We start from the raw sequence: 19,371 nt of genomic DNA, 5'->3' as shown, positions 1-19,371 counted from the left end.
CCCCAAGCGGGTGCTTGTACATCGATCGATTTCGGGGGAGACCCTAATGAATTACAACTGGGACTGGGGCGTGTTCTTCAAGTCCACCGGCGTAGGCAGCGAGACTTATCTCGACTGGTACATCGCCGGCTTGGGCTGGACCATCGCCATCGCCGTCGTGGCATGGATCATCGCCTTGCTGCTGGGCTCCATTCTGGGGGTCATGCGCACCGTGCCGAACCGGCTGGTATCCGGCATTGCGACCTGTTACGTGGAGCTGTTCCGTAACGTGCCGTTGCTGGTGCAGCTGTTTATCTGGTACTTCCTGGTGCCCGACCTGCTGCCGCAGAACCTGCAGGACTGGTACAAGCAGGACTTGAACCCGACCACCTCGGCCTACCTGAGCGTTGTCGTGTGCCTGGGCCTGTTCACCGCGGCCCGTGTCTGCGAACAAGTGCGTACCGGTATCCAGGCGCTGCCACGCGGCCAGGAAGCTGCCGCCCGCGCCATGGGCTTCAAGCTGCCGCAGATCTACTGGAACGTACTGCTGCCCCAGGCCTACCGCATCATCATTCCGCCACTCACCTCGGAATTCCTCAACGTCTTCAAGAACTCCTCCGTGGCGTCCTTGATCGGCCTGATGGAACTGCTGGCGCAAACCAAACAGACCGCCGAGTTCTCGGCCAACCTGTTCGAAGCCTTCACCCTGGCCACGCTGATCTACTTCACCCTGAACATGAGCCTGATGCTGCTGATGCGCCTGGTCGAGAAGAAAGTCGCAGTGCCCGGCCTGATCTCCGTGGGGGGTAAATAATGGAACTCGATTTCAGCGGTATCATCCCCGCCATGCCTGGGCTGTGGAACGGCATGATCATGACCTTGAAGCTGATGGTCATGGGCGTGATCGGCGGTATCGCCCTGGGCACGATTCTCGCGCTGATGCGCCTGTCGTCCAGCAAACTGCTGTCGCGTCTGGCTGGCGCCTATGTGAACTACTTCCGCTCGATCCCCCTGCTGCTGGTGATCACCTGGTTCTACCTGGCGGTGCCGTTCGTGCTGCGCTGGATCACCGGCGAAGACACCCCGATCGGTGCGTTCACTTCCTGCGTCGTGGCTTTCATGATGTTCGAAGCCGCGTACTTCTGTGAAATCGTGCGGGCCGGCGTGCAGTCGATCCCCAAGGGTCAGATGGCGGCAGCGCAGGCCATGGGCATGACCTATGGCCAGACCATGCGCCTGATCATCCTGCCCCAGGCGTTCCGCAAGATGACCCCGTTGCTGCTGCAACAGTCGATCATCCTGTTCCAGGATACGTCGCTGGTCTACACCGTGGGCCTGGTGGACTTCCTCAACTCCGCCCGCTCCAACGGCGATATCATCGGACGCTCCAATGAGTTCCTGATCTTCGCCGGTGTCGTCTACTTCATCATCAGCTTTTCCGCCTCGCTGCTGGTCAAGCGTCTGCAAAAAAGGTTTGCCGTATGATCTCTATCAAGAACATCAACAAGTGGTATGGCGACTTCCAGGTGCTGACCGATTGCAGCACCGAGGTTAAAAAAGGCGAAGTGATCGTGGTGTGCGGGCCCTCCGGCTCGGGCAAATCCACCCTGATCAAGTGCGTGAACGCGCTGGAACCGTTCCAGAAAGGCGACATCGTGGTCGACGGCACTTCCATCGCCGACCCGAAGACCAACCTGCCGAAACTGCGCTCGCGCGTGGGCATGGTGTTCCAGCACTTCGAGCTGTTCCCGCACCTGACCATCACCGAAAACCTGACCATCGCGCAGATCAAGGTGCTCGGCCGCAGTAAGGAAGAAGCCACCAAGAAAGGCCTGCAATTGCTTGAGCGCGTCGGCCTGTCGGCACACGCCCACAAGCATCCTGGCCAGCTCTCCGGTGGTCAGCAGCAACGTGTGGCGATTGCCCGCGCCCTGGCCATGGACCCGATCGTCATGCTGTTCGACGAACCGACCTCGGCCCTGGACCCGGAAATGGTCAACGAAGTGTTGGATGTAATGGTGCAACTGGCTCAGGAAGGCATGACCATGATGTGCGTGACCCACGAAATGGGCTTCGCCCGTAAAGTGGCCGACCGCGTGATCTTCATGGATGCCGGCAAGATCATCGAAGACTGCCCGAAAGAAGAATTCTTCGGCGACATCAGCGCCCGCTCCGAGCGCGCGCAGCAGTTCCTCGAGAAAATCCTGCAGCACTAAGCAATTAAACCCGAGCCAGTGTGGGAGGGGGCTTGCCCCCGATAGCTGAGTGTCAGTCGGTACATCTGTACTGAGCCACCGTCATCGGGGGCAAGCCTCCCTCCTACATGGCAAGCTCTGGTTGACCCAAGGCATCTGTGATGAAATGCGACCCCAACCAATTTCGCGCCGCACCGCCATCACTTGCCGTGAAACCTCGCCTGATTCGCCAGTTGTTCCTGCCGCCGTTGATCATCGCCCTGATGATCGGCCTGGGTTACATCGGTTTCTGGATCAGTGAGTACTATGGCATCCGCACCCTCAGCGACAACGGCGAACGCCAGTTGGAGCTGCATGCCCGTACCGTCGAGAGCGAGATCAGCAAATACACCTACCTGCCCAGCCTGCTGGAGCTGGAAACCAGCGTCTCCACGTTGCTGGCCGACCCGAATCAAGAAACCCGCAAAGCCGTCAACGATTACCTCGAAGGCCTGAACCGACGCAGCCGCAGCCGAGCCATCTACGTGATGGACACCACTGGCCGCGTACTCGCCACCAGTAACTGGCGCGATGCCGACAGTTACCAGGGGGAAGACCTGTCCTTCCGCGCATATTTCCAGAACGCCGTGCGCGGCCAGCCCGGCCGTTTCTACGGCATCGGCAGCACCAACGGCGAGCCTGGCTACTACCTGGCCCATGGCCTGGAGGAGCACGGCAAAATCATCGGCGTCGCCGTGGTCAAAGTGCGCCTCGAAGCCCTGGAAGAGCGCTGGCAGCGTGCGCGCCTCGAAGCGTTCGTGAGCGACGAGAACGGCATCATCATTCTCTCCAGCGACCCGGCCCGCCGCCTCAAGGCCGTGCGTCCACTGAGCGACGAGGTCAAAGAACGCCTCGCCCACAGCCTGCAATACTACTGGGCCACCTTGAACGAGCTGGAGCCCCTGGCACGCGAGCGTTTGAAGGAAGGCACGGAAAAACTGACCTTCCCGGCCAACAGTGAAGTGGTCAACGACGAGCACGAGGTCAGCTACCTGGCGCAATCGCGCCCGCTCAATGACACACCCTGGAGCTTCACCCTCCTCACCCCACTCAACGACCTGCGTCGCGCAGCGATCAATCAGGGCATCCTGGTGGCGGTCGCCTTCGGCCTGGTGGCATTCCTGCTGATTGCCTGGAACGAGCGACGCAAGGTCATCGCCACCCGCCTCGCCGCGCGGGAAGCCTTGCAGGAAGCCAACAGCCAACTGGAGCGGCGGATCGCCGAACGCACCGCCGACCTGCGCGCCAGCAACGAACGGCTCAAGGGCCAGATCCGCGAACGGCGCCAGGCCGAAGAAACCCTGCGCCGCGCCCAGGATGAACTGGTGCAGGCCGGCAAACTGGCGGCCATCGGCCAGATGTCCACCAGCATCGCCCATGAATTGAACCAGCCGTTGGCGGCGCTGCGCACCTTGTCCGGCAATACCGTGCGCTTCCTCGAACGCGGCGCGCTGGACACCGCCAGCACCAACCTCAAGACCATCAACGAACTGATCGACCGCATGGGGCGCATCACCGCCAGCCTGCGCTCGTTCGCCCGGCGTGGCGACGACCAGGGCCAGGCCAGCCTGGTCAAGGCTGTGGACGCCGCGCTCCAGGTGCTGAGCGCGCGTCTGGACAACCTGCCACTGACCTTGCACCGTGACTTTACCGACACCCAATTGCAGATCGATCAGACGCGCCTGGAGCAGATCCTGGTCAACCTGATCGGCAACGCCCTGGATGCCATGCAGGCCCAACCGGCGCCCGAACTGTGGCTGGAGGGCAGCAGCGCCGAGGGCAAATACCGCCTGCAGGTGCGCGACAACGGCCACGGCATCGACCCCGAGGCGCGCAAACATTTGTTCGAACCGTTCTTTACCACCAAACCCGGCGAACAAGGCCTGGGCCTGGGCCTGACCCTGTCGGCCAGCCTGGCGGCGGCCACCGGCGGCAATCTCGCCGTGGAACACCCGCCCAGCGGTGGTACGGCCTTTGTCCTGAGCCTGCCATTGGCGGGCGCTCACCCCACTGAGTCGACATGAATACAGACCCCAACGACCTCACCGTCCTGATCGTCGAAGACGACCCCCATGTGCTGCTCGGTTGCCAGCAGGCCCTGGCGCTGGAAGACATCACCAGCGTGGGAGTGGCCAGCGCCGAGGAAGCCTTGAAGCGCGTCGGCGAGAACTTCGCCGGCATTGTCATCAGCGATATCCGCCTACCGGGCATCGACGGCCTGGAGCTGCTCACCCGCCTCAAAGCCCTGGATAAAAGCCTGCCAGTGGTGCTGATCACCGGGCACGGCGATATTTCCATGGCCGTCGGGGCGATGCGCAACGGCGCCTATGACTTCATGGAAAAACCCTTCTCCCCCGAACGCCTGGTGGACGTCGCCCGGCGCGCCCTGGAGCAGCGCGGGCTGGCGCGGGAAGTCTGGGCGCTGCGCCGTCAACTGGCCGAACGCGACTCCCTGGAAGGCCGCATCATCGGGCGTTCGCCGGCCATGCAGAACCTGCGCGAATTGATCGCCAATGTCGCCGACACCTCAGCCAATGTGTTGATCGAAGGTGAAACCGGCACCGGCAAGGAACTGGTCGCCCGCTGCCTGCATGATTTCAGCCGGCGCCATGCCCACCAGTTCGTCGCCCTGAACTGCGGCGGCTTGCCGGAAAACCTGTTTGAAAGCGAGATTTTCGGCCACGAAGCCAACGCCTTCACTGGCGCCGGCAAGCGGCGTATCGGCAAGATCGAACACGCCCATGAAGGCACGCTGTTCCTCGACGAAGTGGAAAGCATGCCCATCAACCTGCAGATCAAACTGCTGCGGGTGTTGCAGGAACGCACCCTGGAACGCCTCGGCTCCAACCAGAGCGTGGCGGTGGATTGCCGAGTGATTGCCGCGACCAAGTCCGACCTGGACGAGCTGAGCCGCGCCAGTCAGTTCCGCAGCGACCTGTATTACCGCCTCAACGTGGTCACCCTGGAGTTGCCGCCACTGCGCGAGCGCCGCGAAGACATCCTGCAATTGTTCGAACATTTCCTGCAGCAGTCGTCGCTGCGCTTCGACCGCACCGCGCCGGAGCTGGACAACCAGACCCTATCCAGCCTGATGAGCCACGACTGGCCCGGCAACGTCCGCGAACTGCGCAACGTCGCCGAACGCTTCGCACTCGGCCTGCCCGCATTCAAGAAAAGCGGCGCCAGCAGCGGCGGCCAGGGGTTGGCCTTTACCGAGGCGGTGGAAGCCTTTGAGCGCAATTTGCTGATGGACGCCCTGCAACGCAGCGGCGGCAACCTGACCCAAGCCAGCCAGGAGCTGGGAATGGCCAAGACCACGCTGTTCGACAAAGTCAAAAAATATGGGTTGAGTCACTGATGGATCTGTTTCTGAAGGCCGCCCTAGGCGCGGCGGTGGTGCTGATACTCGCCGCGCTGGCCAAGACCAAGAACTACTACATCGCCGGGCTGGTGCCGCTGTTCCCGACCTTTGCGCTGATCGCCCACTACATCGTCGGCAAAGGCCGCTCGGTGGAAGACTTGAAGACCACCATCCTGTTCGGCATGTGGTCAATCATTCCGTACTTCGTGTACCTGGCTGCGTTGTATGTGATGGTGGACCGAATGCGCCTGGAGGCCTCTTTAGCCGTGGCGGCGCTGGCTTGGCTGATGGCCGCCACAATCCTGGTGAGTATCTGGGTACGCATCCATACCTGACCGGACCCGGTCAAAAACTGTAGGAGGGGGCTTGCCCCCGATAGCTGTGTGACAGTCAGCTCATCTGTAACTGGGCCACTGCAATCGGGGGCAAGCCCCCTCCCACCTTTGAAAGTTATTGCCTGGGCTGGATCAACTGAATCCCTAACTGACTGGCATTAGGGCAAGCCCCCTCCCACAGTTTTATCCCGGTTGAGTCAGCGGACTATTTTGTCGACCTGGATGCCCAGTTTCTTCAGGCGATACCAGAAGCTGCGCTCGGAAATCCCGATCTTCGCCGCCGCCGCGGCCTGTACGCCATTGCTCTCCTGTAACGCCGCCAGGATGTAGGCTTTCTCGACCTCGGCCAGCGCCGCATCCAGGTCCTGGGGAATGCCGGGGCCGTCGCTGAGAATCGTCGCCACGCCGCCCTCGCTGGGCTTGGAAGCAAACAGATAGCCTGGCAAATCGATGTCTTCGATCACAGGCGTGGCTGCCACGATGGTCGCGCGCTCCACGCAGTTTTGCAGTTCGCGGATATTGCCCGGCCAGTGATAGGCCGCCATGGCCTGCAAGGCCTCTGGGCTGAAACCGGTGATGCGTTTGCCGGCGGTGGCGCTCAGGGTCTGGGCGAAATGCCGGGCCAGGGGCGCGATGTCTTCCACCCGCTCGCGCAGGGCCGGCAGCGGGATCGGGAACACATTGAGACGGTAATACAGGTCTTCGCGAAACTCTTTATTGGCCACTGCGTCCAGCAGGTTTTTATTGGTGGCGGCGATCACTCGCACGTCCACCTTGCGCTCGCGCGGGTCGCCCACCGGCTCGATCACCCGCTCCTGCAAGGCGCGCAGGATCTTGGCCTGCAAGGCCAGGGGCATATCGCCTACTTCATCGAGAAACAACGTGCCCTTGTCGGCCTGTTGGAAACGCCCGACCCGGTCCGACACCGCGCCGGTGAACGCGCCCTTGCGATGGCCAAACATCTCGCTTTCCAACAAGCCTTCGGGAATCGCCGCGCAGTTGACCGCCACGAAGGGTTTGTCGGCGCGGCTGCCGTGCTTGTGGATGGCGCGCGCGACCATTTCCTTGCCGGTACCACTCTCGCCAGTCAGCAGGATGGTGGCGCTGCTGTCGCGCACCGAATCTACCGCCTGGAGCACCTTGCGAAACGCCGGGCTGTCGCCCACCAGGCTGTCGAACTGCGCGTGCTCATCCAACTCGGCGCGCAGGCGTGCGTTGTCGCGCAGGATGTCGCGAAACTGCAGGGCTTTGGCCACGGTGATATCGAGTTCGTCGATATCGAACGGCTTGGCGATGTAGTCATAGGCGCCGTTACGCATCGACTGCACAGCGTTTTTCACTGTGCTGTAGGCAGTCATCACGATCACCGGCACCTGGGGGTAGCGCGTTTTGATTTCCGCCAGCAGCGCCGCACCGTCCATGCCCGGCATGCGCCAGTCACTGATCACCAGGTCGATGTCTTCCTGCTCCAACACCTTGAGCGCGTGCAGGCCGTTGCCGGCGGTGAACACCTGAATGCCGTTCTGGCCCAGGGCCGAGGCGAGCAAATCACACAGCTTGGGCTCATCGTCGACTACTAATACGTTATGCGTCATGACTGTCCTCGTCGTCTTCGCCCCGCGCCGGAATGTACAGGCTGAAGGTGGCGCCGGCCTCTTTCTCACTGGCGCATTCGATGCTGCCGTCGTGACTTTCCATGATCGAATAGACCTTGGCCAGCCCCAGCCCCGTGCCCGAAGCCTTGGTGGTGACAAACGGCGTGAAGATACGCTCGATCATCTCGGCGGGAATACCTTGGCCGCTGTCGGCAATGCTGATGACGGTGTTGTCGCCCACGCTGCGGATGCCCAGGGTCAAACGCCCGCCGTCGGGCATGGCGTCGATAGCGTTGATGATCAGGTTGAGGCACGCCTGTTTGAGTTGGCGGGCATCGGCATACAGCGTCGCCCCCGGGGCCTGGTCGTCGATCTGCGCATCGATGTTATGGGTGGCCAGTTCCGGCGCGCAGAAGCCGAGGATTTCTTCCACCAGTGCACGCGCCGGTTGCACCACGCGCAGTGGCGGGTTGGGCTTGGCAAAGTCGAGGAACTCGGTGATCAGGTCATTGATGCGGCTGACTTCACTGATCACGTATTCGAGGTGGCGCTTGTCGGCGTCCGGCAGGTCGGCGCGGCGGTGCAGCAACTGGGTGGCGGTCTTGATGATGCCCAACGGGTTGCGGATCTCGTGGGCCAGGCCCATGGCGACTTCGCCCAGGGCATGCAGGCGGTCGCGGCGCCGCAATTGGGCTTCGAGCTGGTGCAATTCGCCCAAGCGCTCGGTCATGTGGTTGAAGGTGCTGCTCAACTGGGCCAATTCGTCGCCGCCGCTGACCTCGACGCGGTGCGCATAATCGCCTGAGATCACCGCGCTGACGCCCTGGGACAGATCCCGCAGCGGCTTGGTCAGGCGTCGCGACACCAGCACCCCGGCCGCCAGGGACAATGCCGAGCTGAGCACAAAGATCAGCACGAACAAGTTGCTCTGGTTGACCAGCCCCACCAGGCTGGTGTGGCGCAGCAACCCGCTGAAAATCACGCCTTGCAACTCGCCGGCGTCGTTGAAGATTGGCCAGTACAGGCCGCTGTAGTTGTGGGTGAACTGCTCGCTGGGTTGGCGCGTGCTGCGCATCGCGGTTTCGACGTCCTTGGGGATGCGCGAGGGGTGATCCTCGAAGCGTTGGGTCGAAAAAATTTCCGAGAAGCCGTCCGGGTTGGCCAGGTACAGGCGCAGATCGAGGGAATGCACATCGGCCACGCTGGTGAGGAAGCTGCTGTCCAGGTAGGTGCCGACCAACAGCACATAGTCGACGCCCTCCTGGGTGGTCTCGAAGGTGGAGACCACGATGCCGGTGGACACACCGCCCACCTGCACGGTCTGCAATACGGTGTTCCGGGCCAGGCTGATCTGTTTGACGATGTCGTCGGCGGCGGTGCTGAACACCGGTTTGTTGTCACTCACGCGGATCAGCGCGACCACATCGATGTCGGTGGCATCGGCTATGTCCGCGGTCAGACGATCATGCTTGGCGGCTTGCCTGCTCTCTGGCGCACTGGTGTAGCGCAAGAACAGTTTGGCCATGCGCGCGTTGTCGTGAAGGATATCGCCGATCTCGTCCTTGACGATCTTGGTCGACTCCTGCAGCCAGATGCGCACGTTGCTGTCGAAAATTTCCGACAGCGTGGTGGCGGCCAATTCCGCCGCAATCATGGTGGGGATCACGCTGACCAACCAGAACGCCAGCACCAGCTTGCGCTGGACACTCCAGCGCGAAATGGCAAACGGGCGGGCTTTCTGGCGGGTCTTGGTGATCATCGGGTTTCGCTTATTGCGGCAGCCATGGCAGGGTCGGAACGATCCGGTCGAATAAACAGTTTTACCAGCGCGAGCAGGCCGTTGACCAGGCGGTTGCGGTGTCGGAAGAACACCTGGTTGCCCTGGAACTCGCAGCCCAAGCGCAGCTTACTGGCATACCCGGCCTGCCCGCACTCGTACGCTGCAATTTTGTGTTGAATACAGTAGTCGACATTGGTCAGCCAACTGCGAAAGTACAGGTTGTGGTCGCGGGTGAAGGCGACGTCATGCCCGAAGAACTTGTCCACCAGCCGATGTTCGTCCCTGAGCATGAGGTTGAACGCCACCAGTTGCTCGTCCACCCAGTACAGCACACACACCGCGCGCCCTTCGAGGCGTTCGAGCACGCCGGTGAAGTAGTCGGCGGGCAAGCGTTCGAACTGCAATTCGGCGCGGGTAAGCGTGGCTTCGTACAGCCTCATGACCTCGGGCAGCACATCATCGATATTGTCCCGCCACTCGACCCGCGGCCCCGGCGCGCGCAGCTTGCGGCGCAGGTCCTTGCGCGTGGATTTGCCCAGCGAGCCGAGGTAGGCGTCCACCGAGCCATAGGGCAGCGGCAGCACGCCGGTGGGCAGGCTCGGCATGCTCTGGAAACCGGCGGCGCGGCAACTTTCGCGCCAGTGCGGGTCATGGCTGGGGGCATCCTTGACCGCCAGCAGGCCGATGCCGAGTTCATCGGCGTCCTGTCGCGCGGCGTGCAACAGGTGCTTGAGCAACAGCGGTCGGCGCGCGGCCGGCACGTCACTGGCAAACCCGACGTCGCAGCGCTCGGCCACCGGCGAGCCCACCGCATACAACCCCAACTGCAAAGCCCCGGGCCACACGCGTTGCAAGCGCGTGGTCAAGCGCTTGCCGACACCGGACACAGTGGTGTCGAGGCGGTAATGGGTGATAAAGGCCGGCGCCACGGCCACCAGCGTTCCATTGTCGTACACGGCCAGATAGCGCCATTGAAAATCCTCGATGGCGGCGTTTTCCACGGCGACGTAATAATCCCAGTCCTCCAGCGCACCGGGAAAACAATCGTTCCAGGCACTGCGCTGGAGCGCCCGGATGGTTGCAAAGGCTTGGGTGGTGATCACGTGTTCCCCTTTTTTGGCTGAGGATCTAGTTGGGTCAGGTCGCTTGGTGAGCAGGCTTGACCTGCTCACCAACAAGAGCTTGCTTGGCGCACAGCCCGCTCAGCACAACAGTCCCATTAACCACAACACGCCAACACATCATCGTTCGCCCGTTCGCGGATGAAAGCGGCGCTCAGTTCGATCACCCGCCGGTATTGCAGGTCGACGGTGATCATGTGGTAGCAGTCGTCCAGCAGGATCTTGGTCACCGGCCCGCCGAGGTGGCGTTCGACGTAGTCGGCGTTCCAGCGGCTGGTGATATCGTCTTCGATCGAATGCAGCACCAGCGCCGGGACGTTGATCGACGGCATGCGTTTTTTCACCACGGCGTTCATCCAGTGCAACTCGCGCACCGTCACCCCTTCCATGGTCAATAACCCCGCCTCGCTGCTTTCACCCTCCTTCATCTGCCGCTCGACGATTGCCCGCAACCGTTGGTTCTTGATGCCGTAGGGCGGCTTTTCAGTAAAACGGAACAGGCGCACGCCGAACGGGATGCGGATCAGCAACGGCGTGATGAACGCCATTTTGCTGATGCTCCAGCCGTCGTACTTAAGGGTGGTGGAATACATCAGCAGCCCGGCGACCTGGCCCGGATGCTCCGAAGCCAGGTACATCGACATCACCGCGCCCATGGACAAGCCACCGACGAACACTTGCCCATGCCGCTGGCGCACCTGCACGAAGGTCTTGCGCACGCCTTCGTACCAGTCGCGCCAGCCGGTGGCCTGTAAGTCGCTGTTGCCGCCGCAGTGCCCGGCCAGGGTCGGCACGTACACCGTGCACGTACCGTCCTTGGCCAGGCCCTTGGCGACCTGGCGCAATTCGTTCGGGGTGCCGGTCAGGCCGTGGATCAACAGGACCCCGACCGGACCGTTGCCGAGCACGAAACCGGCATCACCTTCACCGAGGTCGAACCCGTGACTGTTCACCGGTTGGTCGCCCGTACCAGCAGTTGTTCCAGCAGCTTGAGGCCCAGTTCGATTTCCGGGTAGCTGATCTCCAGGGACGGCGCCAGGGTGATCACGTTTTTGTAGTAACCGCCCACGTCGAGGATCAGGCCGAGTTTCTGCCCGTCGACCACCATATCGCCCTTCATGCCTTCCTCGACCATGTAGTCCAGGGTTGCCTTGTCCGGGGTGAAACCGTCCGGGCCGCAGATTTCGCAGCGCAGGGCCAGGCCCAGGCCGTCCACGTCACCGATGATCGGGAAACGCTTCTGCAAATCCTGCAAACCTTCAAGGAAGAACTTGCCCTTGGCCATCACCATCGCGCCGTAGTCGACTTCGTTGGTCATCTTGAACATTTCCAGGCCCACCGCCGTGCCCAGCGGGTTGGAGGCGAAGGTGGAGTGGGTCGAGCCTGGCGGGAAGATCTTCGGGTTGATCAACTCTTCGCGAGCCCAGATACCACCCAGGGGGTTGAGGCCGTTGGTCAGCGCCTTGCCGAACACGATCACATCGGGCTGCACGTCGAAGTGCTCGATCGACCACAGCTTGCCGGTGCGGTAGAAGCCCATCTGGATTTCATCGGAAACCAGCAAAATGCCGTGCTGATCCAGCACCTGCTTGAGTTCGCGATAGAAGTTCATCGGCGGGATCACGTAACCGCCGGTGCCCTGGATCGGCTCGACGTAGAACGCAGCGTATTCGCTCTGGCCGACTTTCGGGTCCCACACGCCGTTGTATTCGGTCTCGAACAGCCGCGCGAATTGCTGCACGCAGTGGCTGCCATATTCTTCCTTGGTCATGCCCTTGGGCCCACGGAAGTGGTACGGAAACGGGATGAACTGCGCGCGCTCGCCAAAGTGGCCGTAGCGGCGACGGTAGCGGTAGCTGGAAGTGATCGACGAAGCACCGAGGGTGCGCCCGTGGTAACCGCCTTCGAAGGCGAACATCAAACTCTTGCCGTTGGTAGCGTTACGCACCACCTTCAGGGAGTCTTCAATCGATTGCGAACCGCCGACGTTGAAGTGCACGCGACCGTCGCGACCGAACTTGTTCTTGGCGTCCACCGCGATCATTTCCGACAGCTCGATCTTGCCCTTGTGCAGGTACTGGCTGGCGATCTGCGGCAGGGTATCGATCTGCTGTTTCAGCGCGTTGTTCAGGCGCGGGTTGGCGTAGCCGAAGTTGACCGCCGAGTACCACATTTGCAGGTCGAGGTAGGCCTGGTCTTCGGTGTCCCACACGTAGGAGCCTTCGCAGCGGCTGAAAATGCGCGGCGGCTCGATGTAGTGGACGGTGTCCCCGTAGGAGCAGTACTTGGCTTCTTTATCCAGAAGCACCTGGTCTTCGGCGGTAGCGATGCGGATATCAGACATGATGGAAGAGTTCCTGAGAGTCGGTAGCAAAGGAGGTGGCGTTGGCGGCAAGGCTCTGCGGGAGCCGCGCCAGCAGTGCGGTCACTTCGGCGAAGGTGTCGAAGCGCGCGTGGGGGATGGCGTTGGCGGTGCAGTACTCAGCGAGGCTGCCCTTGGCGAACACGAAGTCGGCGGTGGACGCCACGCACATGTCGGACTTGCCGTCGCCGATCACCAGCACCCGCTTGTTGCCTGGCGTGGATTTGCACTTGCAGTTGCCGGATGCAGCGCGGCAGGCATCGCTGGAATACGGAAAGTCGATGCGCCAGCTGTTCTGGTCGACCTGGCGCAGGCGGTTGGCGAGGATCGGCAGCAAGGTCACGTAGTTGCGCGACAAAATCCGCGCGATGCCTTGCTCAATGCCGTCGCTGACCACTTCCAGGCTCGCCCCCAGGCCGAGGACGTGATCGACGAAGTCCGGAAAGTCCGGGTCGATCTCGACGCTGTCGAAGTACGCCAGCAGCTCGCTGGGCGTGGCTTTGATCAGCGCCAGTTGGCGGCTCAGGCATTCGCGTGAACCGATATGCCCGTCCAGCCATTGCTGCTCGATGGTTTCCCACTCGGGGCCGGCGAAGCGTTGGAGGACGTTGTCGATGACATCGGTGGGCGTGATGGTCCCGTCGAAGTCACACACGATATGCCAGTCAATCATCTGCGTTTACCTTGAAGAGGGCGCGCTGCATGCGCTTGCACCAGGGGTAGAGCAGAGACTGTGCCAACTGGCCATCACCCCGTGGGGCCGGGGCTTTGCTCGGGGTACGCAGGTGATAAGTGTCGTGGAAGCTACAATTTTTGTAGCTTGCTACAAACAAGATGAGTGCTTGCACGGCCGCCATGCTTTGCGCGTTCATGCGCGGGTATTCAATCAAGGAACAGTGACCATGTTGAGGATCACCCGCGCGGCATTCGCCGGTTTACTTGGCCTGTGGAGTGTCTCCAATGCCGCGTTGGCCGACGGCATCAGCGGTGAAGTCGGCGCCGGCCTGAGCTACCAGCCCCACGACCCGACCGGCAGCCGCTACGAAACCCGGCCCGTGCCCTATGTGGACCTGGACTGGGGCAATGTCAGCCTGAGCACCGACGACGGCCTGACCTGGAGCGCGTTGAACACCCACGGTTTCAGCGCTGGGCCGTATATCAATTACCTGCAGGGACGTACTTCCAACGGCTCGCTACAGGGCCTGCGCAATGTGTCGGACATGGCTGAGATTGGTGGCTTCGTGCAGTACGCACCGGCTGATTTCTGGCGGGTCTACGCCCAGCTGGGCCAGGCCGTCGGCGGCGGCCACGCCCAGAGCGGCACGTTGGGCAAACTGGGTGGCGAACTGGGCTACCCGCTGGGCGGCGGAATCATCGGCAGCAGCGGCCTGGTGGCGCATTTCGCCGACGCACGGCAGACCAACACGTTTTTCGGCGTGGACGACCACGAGGCCGCCGCCACCGGGTATCGCCCGTACAGCGCCAGCGGCGGCTTCCAGAATGTGACGCTGACCCAGAGTTTCGAATTCCCCCTGACGCCCCACTGGTCCCTGTTGACCAGCGCCAGCTGGGTGCACTTGGTGGGTTCGGCGGCGAACAGCAGCATCGTCAAGCAGACTGGCGATGTGAACCAGGGCCAGGTGCAAACGGCGATTAGCTACAAGTTCGATTGATCCACTGTGGGAGGGGCTTGCCCCTCCCCCCCACGAACATCGGGGGGCCAAGCCCCTCGACCATCAGTTCTCTTCGCCTTCGGCCAGCAAGGCGATACCGCCAATGATCACTGCAACCCCCACCCAGTGCAGCAGGCTGATATGTTCCCCCAGCCCCAGCCACGACCCCAACAGCACCACCACGAAAACCAGCGAACTCAGGGGAAAGGCCAGGGACAAACTGCTGCGCCGCAGGATCAGCATCCACACGAAAAACGCGCCGATGTAGCAGGCAATCGCCGCCAAAATGCCAGGGTTATGCGCGACTTCCACCAGCCACTGCCAATTGAAATCCATCTGCCCCAGTTGATCGCCGGCGATCTTGGTAAACAGCTGGCCGGCGCTCTCGGTGCAGATCAGCAGGGCCCACAGCACCACCGTGCCCAAGCGTTCGTGCAGCCAACCGGCATTGACGTTCTGCGTACTCATGCCTGCCCTCCTCCAATCGCCACCAGCATCACCCCTAACGTGATCACCAAGGTTCCCAGCCAGCGCCGGCGGCTGACGGTTTCCCCCAGCACCAGTTTGCCGACCAGCACCACCCCGCAATACGCCAGCGCCGCCGCCGGAAACAGCAAGCTCAGCGGCGCGCGGGACAAAGCTTCGAGCCAGACGAAAAACTCGATCACATAGGCACCGATTCCCGCCCACAACAACGGCGCATTGAATACCTGCCCCCAGAACGCATTCAGGCGAAAGCCGCCCTCCAGCTCCGGCAAACGGTCCAGGCCCATCTTGAAACACAGCTGGCCGATCACATCGAGCACGATGGAAAACGCCACCAGCACCACTACGGTCAGGGTCACGGGAACAACTCCTCAAACAGTTCGATCAGGGCTTGATTGGTCGCGGCATTGCGCTGCAAGTCCTCAGGGCTCCAGCGCTCGGCGGGGGGTTGATCGGCCTTGGCCTCCCAGCGCTTGAACGCGTTGCTGAACGCTGGCGTGGCGAACTCGCCGCACACGTCGATGCCGATAATGCGTTTGCGCGCGGCCAAGGCGCGCAGGGCCTGGAGCAAGTGGGTCAGGCGCATGCCGCCCTGGTCCCAGTTGGTGGCCGCGTCTTCGCTGGCCAGCACGTCTTTATCAACGGTGATCCACACCGCTTCGGTGGGCAGGCTGCTGATCATCTCCTCAAGAAATGCCGTCCAATCCAGCTCCGCCAGGTTGCGCCAATACAGCTGGTCTTCACGCTGCTGATGCCCGGCGCCATCGCCGATCCGCCCCCACACTTTCGACGGCGCATGCTGCCAGGGAAACAGCTGTAAATGCCCACGCCTGAGGGCCCCCAGGTTACCGCCGCGCAGTTGCGGGTTATGCAGGTCGTCGCTGCATGGGCCCAGGGTGACGATGCGTTTGATCGCCGGCATTTTCAGCGCACGGTTGACCCACGAGCCGCAGTGACGCTTGGGCGCAAAGCGCACCCAGTCGGGGTGATTGTCAAAGTGGATCAGGCTGACCGGCTCTTTCAAATCGGCCAGGAACGCCGGGGTGAGGTGGTGATAATCGCCGGAGCCGATAAACAGGATTTCCGGTCGCGCGTCGGTGGGCCGAGGCCGCTGGGCCAGACGTTCGACGAAGCGCTTCCAGGTGTTTGCGGTGGACCACAGCCGCAGCTTGGGGCCCAGGTCCAGCAGGTCGATACGCGTGGCCTGGCCGCTGGCCAACCGCCGGGCAATCGGCGCCTGTGCAGTGAGGCTGTGGTCAAGATCGAGAATATTCAAGGCAGTGTTCCCCTAAGGCTTTAGGGGGTCAATGCAAGGCGCGGGCCAGCACTTACTCCAAGCACACTGCCAAACCCTGTGGGAGAGGGCTTGCCCTCGATAGGTGGTTGGAGCGCTACAAGCGCTGACTGACACTCAGCCATCGAATCGTCGCAGCGCCCCTCCCACCTTTGGAGAGGGGGCTCTAGTTTTTGGCTTCGTTGATGATCTGGCGAATCGCGCCCACAAAGGCTTCGGCCGGTTGGCCACCGCTCACGGCGTATTGGTCGTTGAACACGATGGTGGGCACCGAACTCACGCCCCGGGAAATCCACAGTTGCTCTTGCTCGCGTACGTCGGCGGCGTATTCGTCGCTAGCGAGGATCTGGGCCGCGCGCTGGATATCCAGGCCGACGCTTTCGGCGATGATCGCCAGGGTGGCGTGGTCGGAGGGGTTCTGCTGGTCGGTGAAGTAGGCCTTGAACAAGGCTTCCTTGAGGTTGTACTGCAAGCCTTCAAGGCCGGCCCAATGCAGCAGGCGATGCGCATCGAACGTGTTGTAGATGCGGCTCTGGCCGTCGGTGCGAAAGGCAAAGCCCAACGCCGCGCCCAGATCGCGGATGCGCGCGCGGTTGGCCTGGGACTCTTCGGCGCTGGAACCGTATTTCTCGGTGATGTGTTCGACGATGTTCTGCCCTTCGGCCGGCATGTTCGGGTTGAGTTCGAACGGCTGGAAGTGGATCTCGGCCTGTACCTCGGCGCCCAGTTGTCCAGGGCGTCGGTCAGGCCGCGCAGGCCGATGATGCACCAGGGGCAGGACACATCGCTGACGAAATCGATTTTCAGGGGAGTACTCATGCTAGGCAACCTCGCAGGCCATATGTGCCATAAAGGTTGCACCATACACCAATGTCACAACACCTTCGAAGGCGCCACGGGCTCGATGCGTGCCCAGTGCGCGGCATCCTCGCGATGGGCTTGCAGGTACGGCAGCACCGCCGTCAGCAGCGGCGCCTTGAACGCTTCCTGAAACCGGTGAGCCATGCCTGGGATCAGCTTCAACTGGCTACCCTGGATATGCGCCGCCAGGTGCACGCCGTGCATCACCGGCAGCAACGGGTCGGCGGTGCCGTGGACCACCAGCGTCGGCACGCGCAGTTGGTTGAGCAAGGGCACGCGGCTGGGTTCGGCGAGGATCGCCATGATCTGGCGCTTCACGCCTTCGGGGTTGAACGCGCGATCATAGGACAGTGCCGCCTGGTGCAGCAGAGCCTGGCGATCGTCCTTGATATTCGGGCTGCCCAGTGCCGCCAGCAGATCGGCCTGTTGCTCCAGAGCGACTTCGCGATTGGGCGCGCTGCGCCGCGACAACAACTGCACAAGCGCCGCGTTCGGCGCCGGCAGCCCTTCGGCGCCGGAGCTGGTCATGATCAGGGTGAGGCTCTCGACCCGCTGCGGCGCCATGGCCGCCAGGTGCTGGGCGATCATGCCGCCCATGCTGGCGCCGAGTACGTGAAATTGCTGGATCTGCAACGCGTCCATCAGGCCCAAGGCGTCGTCGGCCATATCGGTCAGGGTGTAGGGCGCCGCCACCGGCAGGCCGAGCTTGTAGCGCAGCACTTCAAAAGTCAGGTTGGCGCTGGCCGGCGCCTGGCGCCAAGTGGACAGGCCGACATCACGGTTGTCGTAGCGGATCACCCGAAAGCCTTGCTGACACAGGGCGACTACCACTTCATCCGGCCAATGGATCAGTTGACCGCCCAGGCCCATCACCAACAACAAGGCCGGGTCCGAAGCCCGGCCGATGCTTTGATAGGCAAGGCTCACCTGATCCAGATCGACCGTTTGGGTCGGGACGTTGATATCGCAACGGGAGGCCGCAAAAGACGGCAGGCCGAACAGCAAGGCGGCCAATAAAAACAACACACGCATGAAAAACACCAAAACGCAGAACCCCAGTAGAGCGCGAGTCTGATGAAGTTTGTTCAAGCGCGCTGCCACAGTTCCATGACAGTTTGATGAAGAGTGCCCGGCGGTCATAGTCGACATGCTTTGCAACATGAGCCAAACTCACGCCATCGCACTTCAACACAAATTACCCTCATGGAGAGCCCGTGCTCGAAATCCGTCACTTAAAGACCCTGCACGCCCTGCGCGAAGCCGACAGCCTGGTGGAAGCCGCCGAGCGCCTGCATTTGACGCAATCGGCGCTGTCCCACCAGTTCAAGGAGCTGGAGGAACGCCTGGGCATGCCGCTGTTCGTGCGCAAGACCAAACCGCTGCGCTTCACCAGCGCCGGCCTGCGCCTGCTGCAACTGGCCGATGCCACCCTGCCCTTGCTGCGCGGCGCCGAGCGCGATATCGCGCGCCTGGCCGGCGGCACCGCCGGGCGCTTGCACATGGCGATCGAATGCCACAGTTGCTTCCAATGGCTGATGCCGACCATCGACCAGTTCCGCGACGCCTGGCCGGAAGTCGAGCTGGATTTGGCCTCCGGTTTTGCCTTCGCCCCGCTGCCGGCCCTGGCCCGTGGCGACCTGGACCTGGTGGTGACCTCCGACCCGCTGGAGCTGCCGGGCATCACCTATGTACCGTTGTTCACCTACGAGGCGATGCTGGCCGTGGCCAATCAGCATGCGCTGGCGAACAAGTCGTATATCGTGCCGGAAGACTTGCTCAGCGAAACCCTGATCACCTACCCGGTGGAACGCGACCGCCTGGACATCTTCACGCGCTTTCTGGAACCGGCCGACGTGGAACCGGCCCAGGTGCGCACCTCCGAGTTGACGGTGATGATGATGCAACTGGTGGCCAGCGGCCGTGGCGTGTGCGGCATGCCCCATTGGGCGCTGCATGAATACAGCTCGCGCGGCTACGTAAAGGCCAAGCGCCTGGGTGAGAAAGGGTTGTTCGCGACGTTGTACGCCGGCATTCGCGCCGACATGTTGGATGCGCCGTATATGCGCGACTTCCTGCTGACGGCCAAGGACACGTCGTTTTCCACGTTGGACGGGGTGAGTGCGGTGCGCTGATGGGGCGGGTCAGCCGACACAGCGTTACTGGCCAGCCGTCAGGATTTGTGTAGATGCCTATGAGCATCGGGGGCAAGCCCCCTCCCACCGTTGATAGTCATTGCCTGGGCTGGATCACATGGCGCACCACCGCGCAGTTTGCGGCATGCAAATCCACA

18 protein-coding genes and 1 pseudogene are annotated in these 19,371 nt (G+C 62.3%); 8 read left to right on the top strand and 11 right to left on the bottom strand.

The window, feature by feature from the left end; all coding sequences use genetic code 11:
* The first annotated feature begins 46 nt into the window (after positions 1–46).
* The 6 genes from HRH33_RS06540 (at position 47) to HRH33_RS06515 (ending at position 5,909) form a co-directional block, all read left to right on the top strand.
* Positions 47–793: an amino acid ABC transporter permease gene (locus tag HRH33_RS06540; protein WP_034096122.1), complete on the top strand. Its 747-nt coding sequence runs from the start codon at positions 47–49 to the stop codon at positions 791–793.
* Positions 793–1,464 carry an ABC transporter permease subunit gene (locus HRH33_RS06535; RefSeq protein ID WP_034096121.1) on the top strand — a complete coding sequence of 224 codons (672 nt, stop codon included), beginning with the start codon at positions 793–795 and terminating at the stop codon, positions 1,462–1,464. Before HRH33_RS06540 ends, HRH33_RS06535 begins: the two co-directional genes overlap by 1 nt.
* Positions 1,461–2,195, top strand: a complete 735-nt coding sequence (locus tag HRH33_RS06530; protein WP_034096120.1) for an amino acid ABC transporter ATP-binding protein — start codon at positions 1,461–1,463, stop codon at positions 2,193–2,195. The genes HRH33_RS06535 and HRH33_RS06530 overlap by 4 nt, the downstream gene beginning before the upstream one ends.
* Before the next feature lie 140 nt (positions 2,196–2,335).
* Complete coding sequence (gene aauS / locus HRH33_RS06525; RefSeq protein WP_034137167.1) at positions 2,336–4,237, top strand: two-component sensor histidine kinase AauS; 1,902 nt, start codon at positions 2,336–2,338, stop codon at positions 4,235–4,237.
* Positions 4,234–5,571: a two-component response regulator AauR gene (gene aauR / locus HRH33_RS06520; protein ID WP_034096118.1), complete on the top strand. Its 1,338-nt coding sequence runs from the start codon at positions 4,234–4,236 to the stop codon at positions 5,569–5,571. The genes aauS and aauR overlap by 4 nt, the downstream gene beginning before the upstream one ends.
* Complete coding sequence (locus HRH33_RS06515; protein ID WP_034137165.1) at positions 5,571–5,909, top strand: GlpM family protein; 339 nt, start codon at positions 5,571–5,573, stop codon at positions 5,907–5,909. Before aauR ends, HRH33_RS06515 begins: the two co-directional genes overlap by 1 nt.
* 197 nt (positions 5,910–6,106) lie before the next feature.
* On the opposite strand, the gene HRH33_RS06510 is transcribed toward HRH33_RS06515, so the two are convergent.
* From HRH33_RS06510 to HRH33_RS06485, 6 genes are all read right to left on the bottom strand, one after another.
* Positions 6,107–7,504 carry a sigma-54-dependent transcriptional regulator gene (locus HRH33_RS06510; protein WP_034096116.1) on the bottom strand — a complete coding sequence of 466 codons (1,398 nt, stop codon included), beginning with the start codon at positions 7,502–7,504 and terminating at the stop codon, positions 6,107–6,109.
* Positions 7,494–9,263 carry a sensor histidine kinase gene (locus tag HRH33_RS06505; RefSeq protein ID WP_167416390.1) on the bottom strand — a complete coding sequence of 590 codons (1,770 nt, stop codon included), beginning with the start codon at positions 9,261–9,263 and terminating at the stop codon, positions 7,494–7,496. The genes HRH33_RS06510 and HRH33_RS06505 overlap by 11 nt, the downstream gene beginning before the upstream one ends.
* Entirely contained in the window at positions 9,260–10,387 is a 1,128-nt protein-coding gene (locus HRH33_RS06500; protein ID WP_167416389.1) for a GNAT family N-acetyltransferase, read from the bottom strand. The genes HRH33_RS06505 and HRH33_RS06500 overlap by 4 nt, the downstream gene beginning before the upstream one ends.
* 116 nt (positions 10,388–10,503) lie before the next feature.
* A complete protein-coding gene (locus HRH33_RS06495; RefSeq protein WP_034111951.1) occupies positions 10,504–11,358 on the bottom strand; it encodes an alpha/beta hydrolase in 855 nt (284 codons plus the stop codon).
* Positions 11,355–12,749 (bottom strand): aspartate aminotransferase family protein, encoded by a 1,395-nt coding sequence (locus HRH33_RS06490; protein ID WP_034096112.1) that lies wholly within the window; start codon positions 12,747–12,749, stop codon positions 11,355–11,357. The genes HRH33_RS06495 and HRH33_RS06490 overlap by 4 nt, the downstream gene beginning before the upstream one ends.
* Complete coding sequence (locus HRH33_RS06485; RefSeq protein WP_034111949.1) at positions 12,742–13,440, bottom strand: HAD-IB family phosphatase; 699 nt, start codon at positions 13,438–13,440, stop codon at positions 12,742–12,744. The genes HRH33_RS06490 and HRH33_RS06485 overlap by 8 nt, the downstream gene beginning before the upstream one ends.
* Positions 13,441–13,669: 229 nt before the next feature.
* Here HRH33_RS06485 and HRH33_RS06480 point away from each other — a divergent pair, with 229 nt between their 5' ends.
* Positions 13,670–14,440 carry a MipA/OmpV family protein gene (locus HRH33_RS06480; protein ID WP_167416388.1) on the top strand — a complete coding sequence of 257 codons (771 nt, stop codon included), beginning with the start codon at positions 13,670–13,672 and terminating at the stop codon, positions 14,438–14,440.
* Between the two features lie 63 nt (positions 14,441–14,503).
* Here HRH33_RS06480 and HRH33_RS06475 read toward each other — a convergent pair whose 3' ends face one another.
* From HRH33_RS06475 to HRH33_RS06455, 5 genes and pseudogenes are all read right to left on the bottom strand, one after another.
* Complete coding sequence (locus HRH33_RS06475) at positions 14,504–14,908, bottom strand: DMT family transporter (protein ID WP_034137160.1); 405 nt, start codon at positions 14,906–14,908, stop codon at positions 14,504–14,506.
* Positions 14,905–15,285 (bottom strand): DMT family transporter, encoded by a 381-nt coding sequence (locus HRH33_RS06470; protein WP_034096107.1) that lies wholly within the window; start codon positions 15,283–15,285, stop codon positions 14,905–14,907. The genes HRH33_RS06475 and HRH33_RS06470 overlap by 4 nt, the downstream gene beginning before the upstream one ends.
* Positions 15,282–16,202: an arginase family protein gene (locus tag HRH33_RS06465; RefSeq protein WP_167416387.1), complete on the bottom strand. Its 921-nt coding sequence runs from the start codon at positions 16,200–16,202 to the stop codon at positions 15,282–15,284. The genes HRH33_RS06470 and HRH33_RS06465 overlap by 4 nt, the downstream gene beginning before the upstream one ends.
* A 184-nt stretch (positions 16,203–16,386) precedes the next feature.
* Positions 16,387–17,039, bottom strand: a pseudogene (locus HRH33_RS06460) (DsbA family oxidoreductase).
* Positions 17,040–17,093: 54 nt separating this feature from the next.
* A complete protein-coding gene (locus HRH33_RS06455) occupies positions 17,094–18,113 on the bottom strand; it encodes an alpha/beta fold hydrolase (RefSeq protein WP_123480591.1) in 1,020 nt (339 codons plus the stop codon).
* Positions 18,114–18,295: 182 nt separating this feature from the next.
* On the opposite strand from HRH33_RS06455, the gene metR reads away from it, so the two are divergent.
* Complete coding sequence (gene metR, locus HRH33_RS06450; RefSeq protein ID WP_034096103.1) at positions 18,296–19,213, top strand: transcriptional regulator MetR; 918 nt, start codon at positions 18,296–18,298, stop codon at positions 19,211–19,213.
* Positions 19,214–19,371: the final 158 nt, after the last annotated feature.

It is taken from the genome of Pseudomonas rhodesiae, assembly GCF_013285305.1.
In the GTDB taxonomy this organism is placed as follows: Bacteria; Pseudomonadota; Gammaproteobacteria; order Pseudomonadales; family Pseudomonadaceae; genus Aquipseudomonas; species Aquipseudomonas rhodesiae.
The sequence above is the reverse complement of the archived record's forward strand: the minus strand, read 5'-3'. Positions and strand labels throughout refer to the sequence as shown.